17 protein-coding genes are annotated in these 20202 nt (G+C 72.0%); 15 read left to right on the top strand and 2 right to left on the bottom strand.

Features of this window, described 5'->3' with window-relative positions; all coding sequences use genetic code 11:
* Window positions 1-51: 51 nt before the first annotated feature.
* The 7 genes from ACQEVI_RS18325 to ACQEVI_RS18355 all read left to right on the top strand — a co-directional run bounded on the left by ACQEVI_RS18325 (window position 52) and on the right by ACQEVI_RS18355 (window position 8880).
* A complete protein-coding gene (locus ACQEVI_RS18325; protein WP_432901381.1) occupies window positions 52-1569 on the top strand; it encodes an alpha/beta hydrolase in 1518 nt (505 codons plus the stop codon).
* Window positions 1570-1667: 98 nt separating this feature from the next.
* Window positions 1668-3458 (top strand): beta-N-acetylhexosaminidase, encoded by a 1791-nt coding sequence (locus ACQEVI_RS18330; protein ID WP_432901383.1) that lies wholly within the window; start codon window positions 1668-1670, stop codon window positions 3456-3458.
* Window positions 3455-5086, top strand: coding sequence for an N-acyl-D-amino-acid deacylase family protein (locus ACQEVI_RS18335; RefSeq protein WP_432901385.1), 1632 nt, complete (start codon window positions 3455-3457; stop codon window positions 5084-5086). Before ACQEVI_RS18330 ends, ACQEVI_RS18335 begins: the two co-directional genes overlap by 4 nt.
* Window positions 5087-5132: 46 nt before the next feature.
* Entirely contained in the window at window positions 5133-6338 is a 1206-nt protein-coding gene (locus tag ACQEVI_RS18340) for an alanine racemase (RefSeq protein ID WP_432901387.1), read from the top strand.
* 47 nt (window positions 6339-6385) lie between these two features.
* Complete coding sequence (locus tag ACQEVI_RS18345; protein ID WP_432901389.1) at window positions 6386-6790, top strand: RidA family protein; 405 nt, start codon at window positions 6386-6388, stop codon at window positions 6788-6790.
* Between the two features lie 79 nt (window positions 6791-6869).
* On the top strand, window positions 6870-8120 hold the full coding sequence (locus ACQEVI_RS18350) for an MFS transporter (protein ID WP_432901391.1): 1251 nt from the start codon (window positions 6870-6872) through the stop codon (window positions 8118-8120).
* Window positions 8113-8880, top strand: coding sequence for a MerR family transcriptional regulator (locus ACQEVI_RS18355; protein ID WP_432901393.1), 768 nt, complete (start codon window positions 8113-8115; stop codon window positions 8878-8880). Before ACQEVI_RS18350 ends, ACQEVI_RS18355 begins: the two co-directional genes overlap by 8 nt.
* A gap of 11 nt (window positions 8881-8891) precedes the next feature.
* Here ACQEVI_RS18355 and ACQEVI_RS18360 read toward each other — a convergent pair whose 3' ends face one another.
* Complete coding sequence (locus tag ACQEVI_RS18360; RefSeq protein ID WP_432901395.1) at window positions 8892-9860, bottom strand: DUF4349 domain-containing protein; 969 nt, start codon at window positions 9858-9860, stop codon at window positions 8892-8894.
* Between the two features lie 308 nt (window positions 9861-10168).
* Between ACQEVI_RS18360 and ACQEVI_RS18365 the strand changes: the two genes are divergently transcribed.
* The 6 genes from ACQEVI_RS18365 (at window position 10169) to nagB (ending at window position 16495) form a co-directional block, all read left to right on the top strand.
* Window positions 10169-11320 carry an ROK family protein gene (locus ACQEVI_RS18365; RefSeq protein WP_432901397.1) on the top strand — a complete coding sequence of 384 codons (1152 nt, stop codon included), beginning with the start codon at window positions 10169-10171 and terminating at the stop codon, window positions 11318-11320.
* Between the two features lie 102 nt (window positions 11321-11422).
* Window positions 11423-12715: an extracellular solute-binding protein gene (locus ACQEVI_RS18370; protein WP_432901399.1), complete on the top strand. Its 1293-nt coding sequence runs from the start codon at window positions 11423-11425 to the stop codon at window positions 12713-12715.
* 138 nt (window positions 12716-12853) lie between these two features.
* Window positions 12854-13801 carry a carbohydrate ABC transporter permease gene (locus ACQEVI_RS18375; protein WP_432901401.1) on the top strand — a complete coding sequence of 316 codons (948 nt, stop codon included), beginning with the start codon at window positions 12854-12856 and terminating at the stop codon, window positions 13799-13801.
* Window positions 13798-14652 carry a carbohydrate ABC transporter permease gene (locus ACQEVI_RS18380; RefSeq protein ID WP_432901403.1) on the top strand — a complete coding sequence of 285 codons (855 nt, stop codon included), beginning with the start codon at window positions 13798-13800 and terminating at the stop codon, window positions 14650-14652. Before ACQEVI_RS18375 ends, ACQEVI_RS18380 begins: the two co-directional genes overlap by 4 nt.
* A 62-nt stretch (window positions 14653-14714) precedes the next feature.
* A complete protein-coding gene (locus ACQEVI_RS18385) occupies window positions 14715-15716 on the top strand; it encodes an ROK family protein (protein WP_432901405.1) in 1002 nt (333 codons plus the stop codon).
* Complete coding sequence (gene nagB / locus ACQEVI_RS18390; protein ID WP_432901407.1) at window positions 15716-16495, top strand: glucosamine-6-phosphate deaminase; 780 nt, start codon at window positions 15716-15718, stop codon at window positions 16493-16495. Before ACQEVI_RS18385 ends, nagB begins: the two co-directional genes overlap by 1 nt.
* Before the next feature lie 34 nt (window positions 16496-16529).
* Here nagB and ACQEVI_RS18395 read toward each other — a convergent pair whose 3' ends face one another.
* A complete protein-coding gene (locus ACQEVI_RS18395) occupies window positions 16530-17918 on the bottom strand; it encodes an AAA family ATPase (protein WP_432901409.1) in 1389 nt (462 codons plus the stop codon).
* Between the two features lie 136 nt (window positions 17919-18054).
* Here ACQEVI_RS18395 and ACQEVI_RS18400 point away from each other — a divergent pair, with 136 nt between their 5' ends.
* On the top strand, window positions 18055-18357 hold the full coding sequence (locus tag ACQEVI_RS18400; protein WP_432901411.1) for a DUF3039 domain-containing protein: 303 nt from the start codon (window positions 18055-18057) through the stop codon (window positions 18355-18357).
* The gene (locus ACQEVI_RS18405) at window positions 18354-20159 is read left to right on the top strand and encodes a DEAD/DEAH box helicase (RefSeq protein WP_432901413.1); all 1806 of its coding nucleotides are present in this window, start codon (window positions 18354-18356) and stop codon (window positions 20157-20159) included. Before ACQEVI_RS18400 ends, ACQEVI_RS18405 begins: the two co-directional genes overlap by 4 nt.
* Window positions 20160-20202 lie beyond the last annotated feature (43 nt).

Below are 20202 nucleotides of genomic sequence, written 5' to 3' on the forward strand. Positions count from 1 at the left end.
TCGTGATCGGCGACACTTACCGGCGCTCGCGTGCCGTCAGAGGGTGGGTACATGAGGCGAACCCACTTCAGCTCCCCCTATCCGCACTTCACCGCCCTGCTGGCCGTGCTGGGACTGGCCGGTGCGCTGGCCGTGCCCGCCGCGGCCGCCGTCCGGCCGGACGGCGCCGAACCTGAGAGCGAGCCGGCGGCCCAGGTCGAGTGGGGCGAGTGTCCCGCCGACGTCGCGGACGAGGCGGCTCCCTACGTCCTGACCTGTGCGAAGGTGCCCGTGCCGCTGGACTACGCCGACCCCGACGGCGAGCAGATCGAGCTCCAGATCTCCCGGATGACCGGTGACGACCCGGCCGAGCGCCGCGGCGTGCTCCTGCTCAACCCGGGCGGCCCCGGCGGATCCGGGCTCGCGCAGTCGTCGCTCCTGATGTCGCGCGGCCTGCCCGACAGCGTCCTGGACGCCTACGACCTGATCGGCATGGACACCCGCGGGGTGGGCCACTCGACCCGGATCGACTGCGGGTTCACCGCCGGCGGCGACTACTTCAGCAACGTCCCGCCGTACGCGGTCGACGACGCTGCGGTCGTCGAGCACGCGAAGGTCGTCAAGGCCGCCGCCGAGCAGTGCGCAGCCAACGACGAGAACGGGTTGCTGCGCCACGTGTCCACGGCGAACATGGCCCGCGACCTGGACAGCATCCGCGCTGCGCTGGGCGAGGAGAAGGCCAGCTACCTCGGCTACTCGTACGGTTCCGCGCTGGGCGCCGCGTACGCGTCGATGTTCCCCGGGACGGCCGACCGGGTGGTGCTCGACAGCAACGTGGGCGACACGCACCTGAACCAGGAGCGTCTGCGCACGTTCGCCCTGGGGATGGAGCAGACGTTCCCCGACTTCGCGAGGTGGGCGGCCAAGCGGCACACCGCCTACGGCCTGGGCCGGACGCCGGCGCAGGTGCGCGCCACGTACCTCGAGACCGCCCAGGAGCTGGACCGCGACCCGGTGCTGGGAGTCGACGGCGCGCTGTTCCGGCAGGTCGTCTTCGGCGGGCTCTACAGCCCGCTGAGCTACGGCCGGACGGCGCAGACCTGGCAGTCGCTGCGCGACGGTGACGCCGGTGCCGCGCGCAGCCTGCTGGACGAGGTGTCGCCCCTCTCCAACGCGCTGTCCGTGTTCATCGCCTCGACCTGCAACGACAGCGAGTGGCCCGAGGACGTCCGGACCTACCGCCGGGCAGTGGCCGAGGACCGCGAGAAGTTCCCGCTGTTCGGCGCCGCGTCGGCCAACATCCTGCCGTGCGCCTACTGGTCCGAGCCGGTCGAGCCGCCGGTGCAGATCTCCGGCGAGGGCCCGCGCAACGTGCTGATCCTGCAGAACCGCCGTGACCCGGTCACCCCGCTGGTCGGCGGCCAGCGGCTGCACGAGAAGTTCGGCGACCGGTCCAGGCTGGTGACCGTCGACGGCAGCGGTCACGGCGTCTACGCGCTGGGCGACAACGCGTGTGCCCTGAACATCGGGACGACCTACCTGGTCGAGGGGAAGATGCCCAGGCGCGACGTCGCCTGCCCGGCGGGCTGACGGGCGAGTGCGGGCGGGAGCGCGCGGTCCTCCAGGATCGCGCGCTTCCGCTGCCGTCACCCCCGCCGTCGGCAGCGGCACCGCGCTAGGGTGTCGGCGTGCTACGCCCCGGAGACCTTGGCCTCGTCCCGGAACCTGTGTCGACGCAGGTGCCGGGCGGATCGGTGCTGCTGGAGGACGGCGTGGGCATCGCCGCCGACCCCGCGCTGCGGCCGGCCGCGCGCTGGTGGCGCCGCGTCACGGAGGAAGCGTTCGGCCTCGACCTGATGCCTTCGGCGACCGGCCGGGGCTCCGTCGTCTTCGCCCTCGCGCCCGACCTGACGGCCGGTGGCTACCGCTTGGACGTGAACCCGGCGGGCCTCGTCAGGGTCGAGGCCGCCGACCTCGCGGGCGCCCACGCCGCCGCCCAGACCCTGCGTCAGCTCGCGGGTCCGGACGCCTACCGCCACAGCGGCACCGGCCCGCTCGAGCTTCCGGTCGTGCGCATCGCGGACCACCCGCGTTTCGAGTGGCGGGGTGTCCTGCTCGACGTCGCGCGCCACTTCCTGCCCAAGCACGACGTGCTGCGGTTCATCGACCTCGCCGCCGCCCACCGGCTCAACGTGCTGCAGCTGCACCTCACCGACGACCAGGGCTGGCGCGTGCAGATCCACCGCTACCCCGAGCTGACGCGGACCGGGGCGTGGCGCCACGAGTCCACGGTCGGCACCTGGCGTACCGGGTCCAAGGACGGCCGGCCGCACGGCGGTTTCTACACGCAGGACGACCTGCGCGAGATCGTCGGCTACGCCCGCGACCGGGGTGTCACCGTGGTCCCGGAGATCGACGTGCCGGGCCACGTCGAGGCCGCCGTCGCCGCCTACCCGGAGCTCGGCACGCGCAAGGACCGCAGCGCGGTCCGCACCACGTGGGGCATCAGCCAGGACGTGCTCGACCCGTCCGAGGGCTCGCTCGCGTTCTTCCGGCACGTGCTGGACGAGGTGCTCGACGTCTTCGACGCGCCGTGGATCGGCCTCGGCGGCGACGAGGTGCCTCCCACCCTCTGGCGCGAGTCGCCGCGGATCGTCGAGCGGGCGGGTGCGCTGGGCCTGGTCGGCAAGGACGGGACCCCCGACGTCGCACAGCTGCACGGCTGGTTCGTCGCCCGGCTCGCGGAGCACGTGTCCGACGCCGGCCGCCGCGCCGTCGTCTGGGACGAGGCGATGTCGCCGATGCTGCCGCGGGACGTGATCGTGACCTCCTGGCGCGGTTACGCCCAGGGTGCGGCAGCGCTCGATGCCGGGTATGACGTCGTCATGGCACCCGAGCAGGCCGTCTACCTCGACCACCGCGCCGGGGAGCATCCGGCCGAGCCGATCCCCGTCGGCTTCCTGCGGACGGTCGAGGACGTGTACGCCTTCGACCCCCTGCCGGCCTCGTTGAGTGCTGGCTATTTGTCGGGTCAGGAGGCCTCGAGCCCACAAATAGCCAGCACTCAACGGAGGAGGGTTGGGCGGTTGCTCGGCGCGCAGGCCGAGGTCTGGACCGAGCACCTCGACAGCGCCCGGCGCATCGACTACGCGACCTTCCCCCGGCTCGCGGCGTTCGCCGAGGTCGCCTGGTCGCCGCGGGCCGACCGGACGCAGGGCTCTGTCGCCTCGAAGGAGTTCCTGGGCCGCCTCGAGCGACGGCACCTGCCCCGCCTCGACGCGTACGGCGTCGAGTACCGGCCGCTCGCCGGGCCGCACCCGTGGCAGACCAGGCCCGGCGTCCAGGGCTACCCGCGGGACCTGGCGGCGGAGACCGCCGTCGGCGGCTGGGCAGGGATGGGCGGCTGGCGGGACGACGGCGGGGCCGAGAACCTGCCCGCGGGCGGACCGGCCGCGGGGACCGCGGAGGGCGACGGATGACCGGAACGATCCTGGTCCGCGGCGCCCGCGTGCCGCAGCGCGACGGGACCCTGTCCGAGCCGGCGGACCTGCACGTGGTGCGCGGCAGGATCACGACGATCACCCCGACCGGCGCCTCGGGCGGTGCGGGACCCGGCGTCGAGCCAGGTATCGAGCCAGGTATCGAGCCAGGTATCGAGCCAGGTCCGGAAGTCCTCGACGCCGGCGGCCGGGTCGTGCTGCCCGGCTTCGTGGACGCGCACACGCACGCGGAGGCCGCCGTCTTCGAGCAGGACGTGCAGCTCGCGATGCTGCGCCAGGGGATCACCACGGTGGTGACGGGGCAGGACGGTGTCTCGTTCGCCCCGAGCGACGGCACGACCTACGACTGGGCGAGCACGTACTTCGCCGCCGTCAACGGGGTGCACCCCACGTTCGCCGGCGGGTCCGTCGGTGATCTGCTGGGCACCTATCACCGCACGGTCCCGGTGAACGTCGCGTACCTCGCCCCGCACGGCACGCTGCGCTACCGCGTGCTCGGGGCCGCGCAGCGGCCGGCGTCCGACGCGGAGGTGGCCGCGATGGCGGGTCTCCTGGAGCAGGCCATGGACGACGGCGCCTGCGGCCTCTCGACCGGTCTCGAGTACGTGCCCGCCGCGTACGCCGACGAACGGGAGCTGGTCGCGCTCGCGAAGGTCGTCGCGGCGCGCGGGCTGCCGCACGTGAGCCACATGCGCGGGTACGAGGACAAGGGCGTCGCGGCGCTCGACGAGCTGATGCGGATCGCCCGCGCGTCCGACGTCGCGACGCACGTGTCCCACCTGCACGGCCCTGCCCGTGAGCTCCTGGAGCACGTCGGCGGAGCGCGGGCCGGGGGCCGCGACGTCACCTACGACTCCTATCCCTACCTGCGCGGATGCTCGATCCTGTCGATGGTCGCGCTGCCGACGTGGCTGCCGCTGGCCGATGCCCGCGCGACGATCGACGCCCTGCGGGACCCGGCGACCGCCGTCCGCCTCGCCGAGCACTTCGCCGGCCTGACCGACCTCTGGCCCCGCATCACCTTCGCGTCCGTCCCCGGCATGGAGTGGGCGGAGGGCCACACATTGCCCGACGTCGCCGCGCGGCTCGGGCGGTCCGCCCCCGACACCGTGGTCGAGGTGCTGACGGCCACGGAGCTGCGCGCGAGCTGCGTGTTCGCGCAGCCGCCGACCAACTCGCCGGAGTCGGTCCGTACCCTGGCGGGGCACGAGGGACACCTCGCCGGGTCGGACGCCATCTACTGGGGCGGCAGCCCGCACCCCCGCGGCTGGGGCGCGTTCGCCCGGCTGCTCGACGAGCACGTGCGGCGCGGCTCCTGGAGCTGGTGGGACGCGGCGGAGCACCTCTCGGCCCGGGCGGCGCGCCGGTTCGGGCTGGCCGACCGGGGCCTGATCGCGCCGGGCGCCGTCGCCGACCTCGCGCTCGTCGACCCCGGCCGCGTCCGCGACGAGGCGACCTACGAAGCGCCGCGGACCCTCGCCGTGGGGATCGAGGACGTGCTCGTCGGCGGCGTGCCCGTCCTCGCGGCCGGGCAGCTCACCGGTGCCACGCCGGGCCACGGGCTGCGTCCGGCAGCTGCCGGGTCCGCCGCCCGGGCCGTCGGCTGATCCCGGACGCGTGCGCGGAGCACCCGGGACACGGCAGGATGTGGGTGTGCTGCGCATCGACGACCCCACGCTCACCTGGCCGCTGCTGACCATCGACGAGGCGGCCCTGGACCACAACATCGGGACGGTCGCGGCGGCCTTCGCGGACGCGGGCGTCGAGCACGCGCCGCACGTCAAGACACACATGTCCCGCGAGATCTGGGCGCGGCAGGTCGCCGCCGGGGCGTGGGGAGCCACGGTGGCGACACCCGCACAGCTCCGCACGGCGCTCGGCTGGGGCCTCCCCGGTGCGGGACGCCGCGCCTTTCTCGCGAACGAGCTCGTCGACCCCCGCGACATCACGTGGCTGCGGACGGCGCTCGCCGACGGCACCGCCGACGAGGTATGGGTGTACGTGGACTCCGACCGCGGCGTCGACCTGCTCGCGGCAGGCCTCGCCGGCGCCGCACCGGAGGTGACCGCCCGGCTGGGTGTACTCGTGGAGCTCGGCGTCCCGGGCGGTCGTACGGGCGTCCGCACGGTGTCCGACGCCGTGGTGCTCGCGGTTCGCGTCCACGACGCGGGGCTCCGGCTGACCGGTGTCGCGGGCTACGAGGGACCGGTAGCGGGGGGCACCAGCGACGAGGAGCTCGCCGCCGTCGGCCGGTGGTGCGACGACCTGCGGGCCGTGGGCGCGCAGATCGGCGGCCTGGTCGACGGGCCGACGGTGCTGAGCGCGGGCGGCAGTGCGTTCGCCGACGTCGTCACGCGACGGCTGGTCGTACCCGTCCAGGACGCCGCCGGCGTGGACGTGCCGACGCGCGTGGTGCTCCGGTCCGGCGCGTACGTGACGCACGACCACGGCCACTACCTGCGCGCCGACCCGTGGACGCGGCTGGACGCGGAGCGGCTGCGGCCCGCGATCACCGTCTGGGCGTCGGTCCTGTCCGCGCCCGAGCCCGGACTGGTCATCTGCGGCATGGGGCGCCGGGACGTGTCCTTCGACATCGACCTGCCGACGCCGCTCGTCGCACGGACCCCCGACGCCGCAGGGCGGCTGGGCGCTACAGACCCGCTGGCGGGCGCGCGTGTGACCGCGCTCAACGACCAGCACGCCTACCTCGCGGTGGACCCGGCGGCCTGGCGCGCGCTGGAGCCGGGCGACGTCGTCGGGTTCGGCATCTCGCACCCGTGCACGACTCTCGACAAGTACCGCACCGGCTTCGTGACCCGCGGCGACGAGGTCGCCGAGCGGATCACTCTCGACTTCTGACCTGCCGCACCACCCGAACGCCGCACCACCCGAACGAGGAGAACCCCATGACCGCCAAGACCGCCATCTCCACCCCCGACGCCCCCGCACCCGCGCACACGTTCCACCAGGGCGTGCGCAAGGGGCCGTTCGTGCAGGTCTCGGGGCAGGGCCCCATGGACCCGGCGACCAAGCAGTACGTGCATCCCGGCGACGTCGCCGGGCAGACCACGCGGACGCTCGAGAACGTCCGGGCGATCGTCGAGGCGAGCGGCGCGACGTTCGACGACGTGATGATGCTGCGGGTCTACCTGACCAAGCGCGAGGACTTCGCGGCCATGAACGAGGCCTACGGCGAGTTCGTGACGAAGTACTGCCCGAGCGGCGTGCTGCCGAGCCGGACCACCGTGTTCGTGGGCCTGCCCCACGCGGAGATGCTGGTGGAGATCGACGCGCTGGCGGTCACCGACTGATCCCACGGAGGGCATCCGCCGGGCGAGCCCGCCGATGTCCTCTTGACCCCGACGCTACGTCATAGTTCTCACTGGGGTCATGAGGCACATCCCCGTCGCGTATCTCTCCTCCTATCTGCTCTCCCTGCTGGGCAACTCGATAGCTGGCGTGGCGCTCCCGCTGATCGTCCTGCAGACCACCGGCAGCGCGCTGGGCACCGGAGCGGTGGCCGCGGCGACCGCGATTCCCGCGGTGCTCGCCGGCCTGGCCATGGGTGTCGTGATCGACCGGATCAACCGCCGGACGTCCTCCGTGGTCACGGACCTCGTCTCGGCGGCGTCGGTCGCGGCGCTGCCCGTCGTGGACATGGTCTCGGGGCTGAACCTCGGCTGGTTCATCCTGTTCGGGATCGTCGGATCGCTCGGCGACGTACCCGGCCTGACCGCGCGCGACGCCCTGCTGCCGGCGATCGTGCGGCACGGTGGGATCTCGTCGGAGCGGCTCATGGGCATCAGGGAGGGCCTCGGTGCGATGGCGCTGCTGCTCGGCCCGGCGGCGGCGGGCATGTTGATGGTGCTCTTCGACGGGCCCACCGTGCTGTGGATCACCGCGGCGACCTCGCTCCTCGCGGCCCTGCTCACCCTGGTCATCCCGCACCGGGTCGGGGCGGTCGCTGCCGCGCCGGGCGCGACCACCGCGGGCAACGGCTGGACGCAGCTCCGTGACGGGTGGCGGGTGCTGTTCAGCAGCCCGTTCCTCGTCGCGACCACGGTGCTCACCGCGGCCTCGGCAATGGCGCTGGCGCCCCTGCAGGGACTTGTCCTGCCGGTCTGGTTCACGCAGGCCGAGCGGCCCGGGATGCTCGGGTTCGTCCTCTCCGCTCTCGCCGCCGGGCTGCTGGTGGGCGCCGCGTCCTACGCAGTCGCCGGGGCGCGCGGTCGGCGTCGGCAGTGGTTCGTCGCGGGGCTCGTGGGGACGACTCTCGGGTTCGGCATGATCGCCACGCTGTCCTCGGTGTGGGTGGTCCTCGCCGGTGCCTTCGTGGTGGGGCTCGCCAGCGGACTGTTCGGCAGCCTGATGGGCGTGCTCATGATCGAGCGCATCCCCGACCGGATGCGCGGCCGGATCATGGGCACCCAGAACGCGATCATGACCGCCGTTCCGCCGGTCGGGCTGGTGGCCGCCGCGGTCCTCACCGAGTACATCAGCGTGGAGGTCGCGGCCGTCGCTATCGCCGGGACTTGGCTGGTCGCGGCCGCCGTGGGCCTCTTCGCCCGTTCGCTGCGTAACCTGGAACCGGAGGAGGGGCCGATGCCGCAGGCGGAGACGGTGGTGACGAGCGGTGCATAGCAGCGAGCTGGCTCGCCTTGCCGGCGTGACCGTGCGAACCCTGCGCCACTACCACCAGATCGGCTTGCTCGACGAGCCGGACCGGCGCTCCAACGGTTACCGCGACTACGGCGTGCACGACCTCGTCCGTGTCCTGCGCATCAAGCGGCTCGCGGCGCTCGGTATACCGCTCGACCGGATGCCGGGCCTGCTCGACGACCCGGACGGTGACCCGAAGACCCTCCTCGACGAGCTCGACCTGGAGCTGGCAGAGCAGATCGACCGGCTGGCCGGACAGCGGGAGCTGATCGCACGCCTCCGCGATCACTCGGCGGCGCCGGACGTGCCGCCGGAGCTCGCCCCGTTCTTCGCCGTGTTCGCGGCCGCCGGGCTCTCGCCGGACCTGGTGCGGGCCGACCGCGACCAGTCAGTGCTCCTCGCACATCTGATGGGGGAGGAGGCGATGCCGTATCTCGAGCACCTGTACGCGCGAATCGCCGAGCCCGAGGTGGTACCGGCGGCCACCGCGGTCGCCGAACGGTTCGGGCGGCTCGGCCCGGGTAGCACCGACCAGGAGATCTCGTCGGTGGCCGAGCACTTCGCGCGGACCTTCCGGCCGGTGGTCGCAGAACTTGCCGGTGTCGCTCCGCTGTTCGATCTCAGCGGGGTCACGGACGTCCTGGGCGAGTACACGTCCGAGCAGTTCAACCAGCAGCAGCTGCAGGCGCTGGGGCAGATGGAGGCCCTGCTGGAGCTACCGCAGGACCAGGACGGGGAGTAGCACCTGGGGGATCAGGGCTCGACGGGCTCCGGCTCGGCGCCGGCCGGAACGGCCGGTCCGCCGGGCCGGCTCTTGGCCAGCTGCCTGCGGACGCCGACGACCACCAGCAGCACCACACCCACCAACGCGAGCCAGGGGATGATCGCGCCGAGCACCAGGACGACGACGTTGAACGTCGTGACCAGCGCGCTCCACCCGGCCGACAGGCCACCGAGGAAACCGCCGGGCTGCGCCTGGGCGGCCGGCGAGCTCTCGGCGACGATCTCGACGTGCAGGGTCGACATCGCCACCTCGTCCGAGAGCCGGTTCCGCTCGGAGACCCGGGAGTCCAGCTCGGCCTGACGGGTGGAGAGCTCGGCCTCGATCTCGATGAGGTCGGACGTGCGGTCGGCGTCGGCCATGAGCTCGCGCAGCCGGTCGGTCGACGTGCGCAGCGCCGCGATCCGGGCGTCGAGGTCCTGCGCGGTGCCTGTGACGTCGATCGTCTCGACGTGGCGGTCGCGCACCTCGCCGAGCTCGTCGAGGGCGTCCAGCGTCGCCGAGACGCGGTCGGCGGGGATCCGGAGCGTCATCGACGCGCTGCCCGGTTCGTCCGCGGTCGCCGCGCGCTCGTCGCGTGCCTCGACACGGCCGCCGGCCTGCTCGACGAGGTCGGCGATCTGCTCCGCCGCGTCGAAGGGATCGTCCACGGCGAGCGTCGCGTTGCCGGTGGTGACGAGCTCCCGGTCGACCGCTTCCTCCCGCGAGTCGGCGAGGCCGACGGCGCCCGCCGCGTCGGCGGCCACGTCGCCTTCGGCCGTGCCGGGGGCGAACCCCTCGGAGCGCGCGACGTCGGAGGCGCCGGACTCACCCGCGCCACCTCCTGAGCAGGCGGCGAGGGAGACCACGAGGGTGCCCCCGACGACTCCTGCCAGGAGGGCTCGGGCGAGTCGGCGCGCGGGCGTGCCCACGTCCCCCCTGGCTGACCGGATGCGCTTCATGTGACGAGAGTAGGAGTCCGGCGGGGCGCGAACGTGTCCCACCTGGGAACTGTGATCCCTTTGTGAACTTGTGGGCCCGGCGCCCCAATTTTTCTAGGGTTTTGCCCTGTTTTTGATCACGTTGCGGTCACGCCGTGCCCGGCGTCGCCAGGTACGGCAGGCTCGGATTCGTCAGGTACTTGAAGTAATCCGCACACGGTGACGGAGTGCGTCCAGCCACCAGGGGCAAGGTGACCCAAGTAACAGTCTTGTTACGGGCCGCTCCGGGTGATGGACAGCGACTCTGTTAAGGAGGTCTACTAACAAACATGGCGACGACGACAGAGCGGAACGGCACCGGGCGAGGGCTCGGCGCACGCCTGCGCGCGACGTCCAAGGTGCTCCCCGAGCACGCCAGGGCGCACAACCGGTCCCTGGTGCTCCAGCACCTCTTCCACGAGGGGCCCACGTCACGGGCCGACCTCGCACGAGCGACCTCGCTCACCCGCGTCACGATCTCGGACCTGGTCTCGGTGCTCATCACCGAGGGGCTGGTGGAGGAGCTCGGCACCCGACCCGGCCAGCGTGTCGGCAAGCCCGCGATCCTGGTCGGCCTCCGTACGGACGCCTACCAGATAGTCGCCGTCGACCTCACCGAGTACGGCCGCATGCGCGGCGCGGTCCTCAGCCTCACCGGCGAGATCATGGTGCGCCGCCAGCTCGACATCGACGGGCGCACCGGCGACGAGCTCGTCGACCTGCTCACCCGCTTCGTCCGCCGGCTGGTCGCCGCGGCGATCCACCCGGTGATCGGCGTCGGCGTCGGCTCGCCGGGCATCATCGACCTGGACGGCCGGGTGGTCGAGGCACCCAACCGCGGTTGGTACGACGTGCCGCTCGCCGAGATCCTCGGCGACCGGATGGGCCTGCCCGTGCACGTGGCGAACGACGCCAACACGGCGGCGCTCGGCGAGTTCACGTACGGCGGCGGCAGCTCCGGCATGCTCGTGGTCACGGTGGGTGCCGGTGTCGGCGCGGGCATAGTGGTCGACGGCGTGCGGCTGCACGGCCAGGGTGATGCCGCCGGCGAGATAGGCCACGTCACGGTGGTCGACCACGGTGAGTGCGCCTGCGGCCGGGTGGGCTGCCTCGAGACGGTCCTGTCCGTACCCGCGCTGCGACGCGCGATCGCCGACAGGACCCCAGAAGATTCCGACGCCGCACTGGCGTCGGCAGGCCGGGTGCTGGGTGTGACCCTCGCCCCGGTCGTCAGCGCGCTCAACCTCACGGAGGTGCTGCTGAGCGGTCCACGCGACCTGCTCGACGGCCCCCTGCGCGAGGCCGCGCTGGACACCATCCGTCAGCGCACGATGCCGGCCATCAACTCGGGCCTGCAGCTGCGGATGGCCGCACTCGACGAGGACGTGGTGCTGGCGGGCGCCGCCGTCCTCGTGCTTTCCGCCCAGCTGGGGGTCTCGTGAACAGCACTGCTCACGTGTCGGCGGCAGGCGTCATATCGAGCTTCCACTCGAGCCATCACCACGCACCGCGACACACAGTCGTATCCCGGGAGGAATACAAACGTGAACAGAAACCGTCTTGTCGGCGCTGCGGCGTCGGCGATCACCCTGACGCTCGCTCTCACCGCATGCGCTAACGCGGGCGGCGCTGCGGCGCCCGAGGAGACCGGCCCCGGCGAGGTCCGGGTCTGGCTCGTCGGCACCGACACGCCCAAGGAGGCGCGCGACTACCTGAAGAAGACCTTCGAGGAGGAGAACGCGGGCAGCACCCTCGTCATCGAGGAGCAGGCCTGGGACGGCCTGGTCGACAAGTACACGACGGCGCTGTCCGGCTCGGACGCCCCCGACGTGGTCGAGATCGGCAACACCCAGGCTGCCGCGTTCACCTCGGCGGGCTACTTCCGCGAGATCACCGCGGACGAGTTCGAGACCCTGGGCGGCTCCGACCTGCTCCCCGGCTTCGTCGAGGCCGGTGACTGGGAGGGCAAGCACTACGCCATGCCGTACTACTCGGGCGCGCGCGTCGTCTTCTACTCCGAGCAGGTCCTGGGCGACACCCCGGTGCCGACGACGCTCGACGAGTACGTCGAGACCGCCGTCGACCTGAAGACCGACGACCTGTCCGGCGTCTACTGGCCCGGCCAGGACTGGTACAACGCGCTCCCCTTCATCTGGGAGAACGGCGGCTACATCGCCGAGCCCGCGGAGGACGGCACCTGGGACGCAGGGTTCTCCTCCGAGGGTGGCCTCGCCGGCCTGGAGCAGATCCAGACCATCATGACCGAGGGCAACAACGCCCCGAGCGACGCCCAGGAGACGGACCTGCAGGTCCCGTTCTGCGAGGGCAAGGTCGCGTTCCTCTCGGCGCCGAGCTGGATCCAGTGGTCCATCAACGCTCCGGAGGAGCCGGAGGACCCCGAGGGTGTCCCGGGCTGCGCCTCCACGTACGGCAAGGACCTCCAGGGTGTCGCCCTGCCGGGCAAGGACGGCGGCGCCGCCCAGGTCTTCGCCGGCGGCTCGAACATCGCGATCGCGCAGAAGTCGGCCCGTCCGGACCTCGCGATGAGCGCCTACGAGATCCTGCTCAGTGACGAGTACCAGAGCATCCTCGCGGGCAACGGGCTGATCCCGGCCAAGACCTCGCTCTTCGGCGAGGTCGACCAGGAGACCTCGATCGGCAAGGCCGCCGTCGAGGCAGCCGCCAACGCCAAGCTCACGCCCGCCTCGCCGAAGTGGGCGGACGTCGAGGCCCAGGCGCTGCTGCAGACCGCGTTCTCGAGGATCGCCGCCGGCGACGACGTCAAGACCGTGGCGGAGAAGCTCGACGCGGACATCGAGGAGATCCTCAACAGCTGATCGCCAGGTCAGCACGACTTCCCGCCCCGCCCGGTGCGACCGCAGAAACCCGGGCGGGGCGGGACACCACTGCCCGCCTGATGCTCGCGGCCGCTCTTCGAGGGAGAGGTTGCCGGCCGCCTCCGAGGAAGACAGGACATGAGCACCACACTTCTCGAACCCACGGCGCCACCCCGCCAAGAGATCCGGCAGCCACGCCGGAACCCGTTCCTGCCCTGGCTGCTGCTGTCGGCGACGATGGTCATCCTCGGGCTGCTGACCGGCTACCCGGTTCTTCGCCTGGTCGTCATGTCGTTCCAGGAGTACGAGCGGGCCCAGCTCATGGGCCAGCCCGCCGAGTGGGTGGGGCTCGACAACTACGCGACGGTGCTGACCGACGTCGAGGGCTTCTGGACCGTGCTGCTGCGCAGCTTCGTGCTCATGGTCGTCCTCGTGGTCATCACGATGGTGCTCGGCATGCTCGTGGCGCTGCTCATGATCCGCATCGGCAAGGGCCTGCGGCTCCTGGTCTCCATCGGCCTGCTGCTGGCCTGGGCCATGCCGTCGCTGTCCGCGACCACCGTGTGGGGCTGGGTCTTCGACACGCAGTACGGCGTGGTGAACAACGTGCTCACCGCGCTCACCGGCGATCGGTGGTTCGGCTACTCCTGGCTGCTCAACCCGCTGTCGTTCTTCGTGATCCTGACCTGCATCGTCGTGTGGGGCGCCGTGCCCTTCGTCGCGTTCACGCTGTACGCGGGCCTCACGCAGGTCCCGGAAGAGGTCATGGAGGCGGCCCAGCTCGACGGCGCCAGCGCGTTCCAGCGCTTCCGGCTCATCCAGCTGCCCTACGTGCGCGGCATCATCACGGTGCTCGTGGTGCTGTCGATGATCTGGGACCTGAAGCTGTTCACCCAGGTGTTCGTGCTGCAGGACATCGGCGGCGACCGCGAGCTGACCAACACCATCGGTGTCTACATCTATCAGCAGGGCATGGCCCAGGGGCACTACGGCCTCGCGAGCGCGATCGGCGTCATCTTCGTGATCGTCATGCTGGCCATCGCCTACCCCTATGTGCGGCGCACGCTGCGGGAGGAAGAGCTGTGATCAAGATCCGCAAGCGAATCGCCGACACCGGGTTCGGCGCTCTGGCCATCGTCGTCTTCGCGCTCTCGGCCTTCCCCGTGTACTGGATGGTCAACACGTCGTTCCTGCCGAACAACCGGATCCGCGGCGAGAACCTGGCGTTCTTCCCGACACCGGACGTCTTCACGCTGGACAACTATCGCTCGGCGATGTTCGGCCAGGTGCGGGCGCCGTTCCCGCCCGCCGTCGCGAACTCCATCGGGGTCACGTTCCTGACCCTCGTGATCACGCTCGTCGTCGGCTTCGTCGCCGCGCTGGCCCTCACCCGGTTCCAGTTCAAGGGCCGCCGCACCTTCATCGTGCTGATCCTGGTGGTCCAGATGATCCCCGGAGAGGCGATGATCATCTCGATGTTCCGGATCATCGACGGCTGGCAGCTGCTGAACACGATCATCGGCCTGACGCTCGTGTACACGGCAGGCGTGCTGCCGTTCACCATCTGGACGCTGCGCGGATTCGTCAACGGTGTACCCAAGGAGCTGGAGGAGGCGGCGATGATCGACGGCTGTTCCAGAGCCGGTGCGTTCTGGCGCATCACGTTCCCGCTGCTCGCGCCCGGCCTGGTGGCCACCGGCGTCTTCGCCTTCCTCCAGGCGTGGAACGAGTTCGTCACGGCCCTGGTGATCATGCAGCGGCCCGAGTCGATGACCCTGCCGCTCTGGCTGCGCACGTTCGTGCAGGCGACGCAGGCCACCAACTGGGGCTCGGTCATGGCGGCGTCCGTGCTCATCGCGATCCCCGCGGTGATCTTCTTCCTGATCGTGCAGGGCCGGATGACCGGTGGTCTGGTCTCCGGCGCGGTGAAGGGCTGATGGGCAGCAGGTCCGGTACGGGCACGTCCAGCCAGGGCGAGCCCAGCGAGCGAAGGGTTGGGATGGGAAAGGTCGGCAAGCGGAAGGGGAGCGCCCGGACCGGGTCCGGGCGGGTGCCCGCGTACACGGTCGGCCTCGACATCGGCGGGACGAAGATCCTCGGCGCGCTCCTCGACCCCGAGGGTGAGGTGGTCGGCACCGTGCGGCGGACGACCGTGCACGGCGCCGAGGGCCTCGTCGCCGGTGCGGCGCAGGCGGTGCGCGACGTCGTGGTCTCCGGTGGGGTGGAGCTCCCGGACGTGGCCGGCGTCGGGCTGGGTATCCCCGGCATCGTCGACCACCGGTCGGGCACCGTGAAGCATGCGGTCAACCTCGGCGTGCACGACGACGAGCTCCCGCTCGCCGAGCTGCTGTCCACCGAGCTGGGCGGTGTGCCGGTGGTGGTCGAGAACGACCTCAACGTGGCCGCCGTCGGTGCGGCGCACGTGCTCGAACGTTCGGCGGACCGGGCGGGCGGCGCGCACGGCCACGCGGACCTCGCGTTCCTCGCGCTGGGCACGGGCCTCGCGTCCGGGCTGGTGCTCGAGGGGCAGCTGCGGCGTGGCGTGAGCGGGGCGGCCGGCGAGATCGGACACGTCCCGGTGGATCCGCTCGGGCCGGAGTGCCCCTGCGGGCAGCGCGGCTGCCTGGAACGGTTCGCCTCGGGCAAGGCGCTCGAGGCGGCGTGGCCGTCCCGGCACGGCAAGCCGTCGCCGGTGGAGCTGTTCGAGGCCGCGCGCAGGGGGGACCGGGAGGCCATAGTGGTCAAGGACCGGTTCGCCTCCGCCACCGCCTCGGCCGTGCGGCTGCTGGTGCTGACCACCGACGTGCGCCACGTGGTGCTCGGCGGGGGCGTGGCCCAGCTCGGCACCGAGCTGCTGGACGCGGTGCAGGACGCCCTGCGGGAGCAGGCCAAGGTGTCGCCGTTCCTCGGGTCGCTCAAGCTGGCGGAGCGGGTCCAGCTCGCGCCGACGCACGTCCCGGTCGCGGCGGTGGGCGCCGCCGTCCTGGGAAGGAGGAGCTGATGGAGGTCGTGATCGCGCCCCCGGGCGAGCTCGCGAGGCTGGCGGCCGACGCCGTCGAAGGGCTGGTCCGGGCCGACCCAGAGGCGGTGCTCGGGCTGGCCACCGGCTCGTCGCCGCTCGCGGTGTACGACGAGCTGGTGCGCCGGCACAAGGAAGGCCTCTCGTTCGCGAGCACCCGGGCTTTCATGCTCGACGAGTACGTGGGCCTGTCGGCCGACCATCCCGAGCGGTACCGCAACGTCATCGAGAAGGAGTTCGCGTCCCGCGTGGACCTCGCGCCCGGGGCCGTGCAGGGGCCGGACGGCCTCGCGGCGGACCTGCCGGCCGCCTGCGCCGCGTACGAGGCGAGCATCGCGGACGCCGGCGGCGTCGACCTGCAGCTCCTCGGCATCGGCACGGACGGGCACATCGCGTTCAACGAGCCGGGCTCGTCGCTCGCGTCCCGCACGCGGATCAAGACCCTGACGAAGCAGACCCGCGAGGACAACGCGCGGTTCTTCGGCGGGTCCGTCGACGACGTGCCCCGGCACTGCCTCACCCAGGGCCTCGCGACCATCATGTCGGCGCGGCACCTCGTGCTCCTGGCGTCCGGGCGCGCCAAGGCAGAGGCGGTGCACCAGCTGGTGGAGGGCCCGATCTCGGCGATGTGGCCCGCGACCATCATGCAGCTGCACCCGCACGCCACGGTGCTGGTCGACGACGCGGCGGCGTCCCGCCTGCAGCTCGCCGACTACTACCGGCAGACGTACGCCGACAAGCCCGACTGGCAGGGCCTCTGACCGTCGGTGTCGCTGCCGGTCGGGGGAGTAGCGGTCAGAGGTAGTTGCCCGCCACGGGCGCCGGCTTCCACCGGCCGGACGTCGCCACGTCGGTGACCCGGTCGGTGGTCAGCCCGTCCGGTCCGTGCTCGAGGATCGAACGGCGGGCGACCTCACGCAGGTCGGCGCCCGTCGCGCCGTCGAGGTACGAGGCGACCAGGGCGATGTCGACCGGGGCCTGAGGCGGCAGGAAGAGGCGCAGGATCTCCGTGCGCCCGGCCTGGTCGGGCGGCGGCACCTCGATGATGGTGTCGAAGCGCCCGGGGCGCTTGACCGCCGGGTCCAGGGCCTCGGGGTCGTTCGTGGTAGCGACGGTGAGCACGTCGTCGGAGCTGCGCGTGCCGTCCAGGGCGTCGAGGAACTCGGCGAACGACGTGTCCCCGCGGGAGCCCTTCGACGCCACCGAGTCGATCTCCTCCAGCACCACGAGGCACGGGCCCAGACCGCGGATCTCCTCGTACAGCTCGGTCATCCAGGTGCGCAGCACCTCCGCCGTGACGAGCACCACCGTGAGCGCTCCGGCGAGCTCCGTGGCGATAACGCGCGTGAGCTTGGTCTTGCCGACGCCCGGCTTGCCGGCCAGCAGCAGACCGCGGGAGGTCGTGTGGCCGAGGGCGCGCAACGCGTCGCGGCGGGTGGTGACGCTCGAGCAGAACAGGTCCACCTCGCGCCAGAGGTCGGCGGGCAGCACGACGTCGCCGCGCACCTGCACGGTGTGCTTGACCGGCGTCAGCTCCACCGAACCGGTCGACGCCCGCGCCGACAGGACGCCGCCACGGTAGGGGTGCTCGTCCTCCAGCGTGCGCGTCAGGTCGGCGAGGACGCGTTCGGCGAGGGCGAGGCCACCGGGCGGGGTGAAGGCGGTGACCGTCGGGGTCCCGTACCGGTAGGCCACCTCGACGGCCACGGGTGTCTCGTACGCCGACCCGGCGGGGAAGAGGACAGTGGCCACAGCGGGCACGCTCACCGAGGTGCCGTTGCCGAGGTCGAGCGCGGCGCGCTGCGGCGCTCCGCCGGGGCCGAACACCGCGACGTCGTCGGGGTGGCGTTCCACCCAGCGCTGGAGGGCGTAGGCGTGCAGACGCTGCAGCGTGCGCGACATGTCGCGCGAGACGTTGACCAGCGCGCTCTCGTCCACGTCCCACCTGCGGGCGAGCCACTCGCTCGACGAGCGCGGGTCCTTGGGGCGTTCGGGGATGGGGCGGCCGAGCATGGCGGCCACGGCGGCCACAGCGCGGCGCGCGGACTCGTCGTTGTCGCCGAAGTCCGGCCAGTCGGGTTCGGGGAGGTCGTCGGTGAGCGTGGAGGTCAGGGTGTCGGTGAGGTGGGAGGTGGCGCCGTCGTCGGGCAGGGTGAGGCTCCTCTCAGGATGCGGATGTGACATGCAGACAGTTATAGCCGTCGTCACCGACACCACCGCAAGCCTTTCCGCCGCCGGATCGCACGGAGGGGGTCCCGGACCTGCTCCTGAGCGTGTCTCGCTGGAGTGGCTGTCGGTGGTCCCGCGTAGACTTCTCGGCATGACCGAACCACTCTCGAACCCGCAGGACGAGCCCAGTACGCAGGGCGGTACGAGCGTCCTCGAGCGCGAGGAGACCCGGGAGGAGACCGAACCCGGGGACCACGAACGCTTTGCGCACTACGTGCGCAAGGAGAAGATCATGAAGTCCGCCCTGAGCGGCAAGCCGGTGATCGCGCTCTGCGGCAAGGTCTGGGTCCCGGGCCGGGATCCGAAGAAGTTCCCGGTCTGTCCCCGGTGCAAGGAGATCTACGAGGGTCTTCGTGACCCGCAGGACGGCGGCGAGGGCGACTCCACCAAGTGACGAGCCAGCCGCAGCAGCTGCCCCACACACCGTCGTCTGCGGCCGCTTCGTCGCTCAGCCCTGCCTTTCCACGCCGCGCCCCCTGGGGCACGGCGTCGAGTCTGCGTGCCTGGCAGGCGGAGGCCCTGGAGCTCTACCGCGAGAAGAACCCGCGGGACTTCCTGGCCGTCGCCACCCCTGGCGCGGGCAAGACGACGTTCGCGCTCCGCATCGCCACCGAGCTCCTCGAGCAGGGCATCGTCCGGCGGGTGACGGTCGTCGCGCCCACCGAGCACCTGAAGACCCAGTGGGCCGACGCCGCCGCACGCGTCGGCATCCGCATCGACCCGCACTTCAAGAACTCGCAGGGTAGGCACGGCTCGCACTACGACGGCGTCGCGCTCACCTACGCGCAGGTCGCCGCCAAGCCCGCGCTGCACCGCGCCCGCACGGAGGCCGCGCCCACCCTCGTGATCCTGGACGAGGTTCATCACGGCGGTGACGCCCTGAGCTGGGGCGACGCCGTCCGCGAGGCCTTCGAGGTGGCGGACCGTCGGCTCGCGCTCACCGGCACCCCGTTCCGCAGCGACACGTCCGCCATCCCGTTCGTGGAGTACGAGGCCGACCGCGAGGGCATCCGCCGCTCCAAGGCCGACTACACGTACGGCTACGGCGAGGCCCTGCGCGACCACGTGGTCCGCCCCGTCCTGTTCATGTCCTACGCGGGCGACATGCGCTGGCGCACCAAGATGGGTGACGAGGTCAGCGCCCGGCTCGGCGAGGCCATGACCAAGGACATGACCGGCCAGGCGTGGCGTACCGCCCTGGACCCGGAGGGGCAGTGGATCCCGTCGGTGCTCGCGGCCGCGGAGAAGCGCCTCACCGAGGTGCGCCGCACCGTGCCCGACGCCGGTGGCCTGGTCATCGCCACCGACCAGGACAACGCGCGCGCCTACGCCAAGCACCTGCAGGAGATCACCGGCAAGCGCCCGGTCGTCGTCCTGTCCGACGACGAGGGCGCGTCCGGGCGCATCGAGGAGTTCGCGCAGGGCGACGACCGCTGGATGGTGGCCGTGCGCATGGTGTCGGAGGGTGTGGACGTGCCGCGTCTCGCCGTCGGCGTGTACGCCACCAGTGCCTCGACGCCGCTGTACTTCGCGCAGGCGATCGGCCGGTTCGTGCGCGCCCGCAAGCGGGGTGAGACCGCATCGATCTTCCTGCCGAGCGTGGCCCCGTTGCTGAACCTGGCGGGCACCATGGAGCAGGAGCGCGACCACGCGCTCGACCGTCCGCGGACCGCCGAGGAACAGGGCATCGAGTACGACCCGGAGGCCGCGCTCGTCGCGGAGGCCAACAAGGAGGAGAAGGCGTCGAGCGAGCTGCTGGGCTCGTTCCAGGCGCTGGAGGCCCAGGCCTCGTTCGACCGGGTCCTGTTCGACGGGGGCGAGTTCGGCACGAGCGCCGACCTCGGCTCCGCGGAGGAGCAGGACTTCCTCGGCCTGCCCGGACTCCTGGAGCCGGACCAGGTGGCGACCCTGCTGCGTCAGCGCCAGGCGGACCACCTCAAGGCCCGCGGGGGCGCGCCGACCGCCCGCCAGGCGGAGAACGAGCGGTCGGAGCAGGAGCACCGCCGCGCGGCCGAGCTGCGCAAGGAGCTCTCCAAGCTCGTCTCGGCATGGGCCAAGCGCAGCGGGCAGCCGCACGGCATGGTGCACGCCGAGCTGCGCCGCACGTGCGGAGGTCCTGAGGTACCGCTCGCGACCGCCGACCAGCTCGCCGCGCGCGTGGCTCAGGTCCGGCGCTGGTTCGTCGGACAGAAGTAGCGCTCAAACGAGCGGACAACATGAGTGCGAAGATCCGCATGCT

Source organism: Promicromonospora sp. CA-289599 (genome assembly GCF_050936155.1).
Lineage (GTDB): Bacteria > Actinomycetota > Actinomycetes > Actinomycetales > Cellulomonadaceae > Promicromonospora.

Bases quoted from the DNA above. Each gene is read 5' to 3' on its own strand.
- ACQEVI_RS18335 (WP_432901385.1), top strand. From the start codon at position 3,455: ATGACCGGAACGATCCTGGTCCGCGGCGCCCGCGTGCCGCAGCGCGAC.
- ACQEVI_RS18400 (WP_432901411.1), top strand. From the start codon at position 18,055: ATGACCGAACCACTCTCGAACCCGCAGGACGAGCCCAGTACGCAGGGC.
- nagB (WP_432901407.1), top strand. From the start codon at position 15,716: ATGGAGGTCGTGATCGCGCCCCCGGGCGAGCTCGCGAGGCTGGCGGCC.
- ACQEVI_RS18365 (WP_432901397.1), top strand. From the start codon at position 10,169: ATGGCGACGACGACAGAGCGGAACGGCACCGGGCGAGGGCTCGGCGCA.
- ACQEVI_RS18325 (WP_432901381.1), top strand. From the start codon at position 52: ATGAGGCGAACCCACTTCAGCTCCCCCTATCCGCACTTCACCGCCCTG.
- ACQEVI_RS18385 (WP_432901405.1), top strand. From the start codon at position 14,715: ATGGGAAAGGTCGGCAAGCGGAAGGGGAGCGCCCGGACCGGGTCCGGG.
- ACQEVI_RS18350 (WP_432901391.1), top strand. From the start codon at position 6,870: ATGAGGCACATCCCCGTCGCGTATCTCTCCTCCTATCTGCTCTCCCTG.
- ACQEVI_RS18375 (WP_432901401.1), top strand. From the start codon at position 12,854: ATGAGCACCACACTTCTCGAACCCACGGCGCCACCCCGCCAAGAGATC.
- ACQEVI_RS18360 (WP_432901395.1), bottom strand. From the start codon at position 9,860: ATGAAGCGCATCCGGTCAGCCAGGGGGGACGTGGGCACGCCCGCGCGC.
- ACQEVI_RS18395 (WP_432901409.1), bottom strand. From the start codon at position 17,918: ATGTCACATCCGCATCCTGAGAGGAGCCTCACCCTGCCCGACGACGGC.
- ACQEVI_RS18345 (WP_432901389.1), top strand. From the start codon at position 6,386: ATGACCGCCAAGACCGCCATCTCCACCCCCGACGCCCCCGCACCCGCG.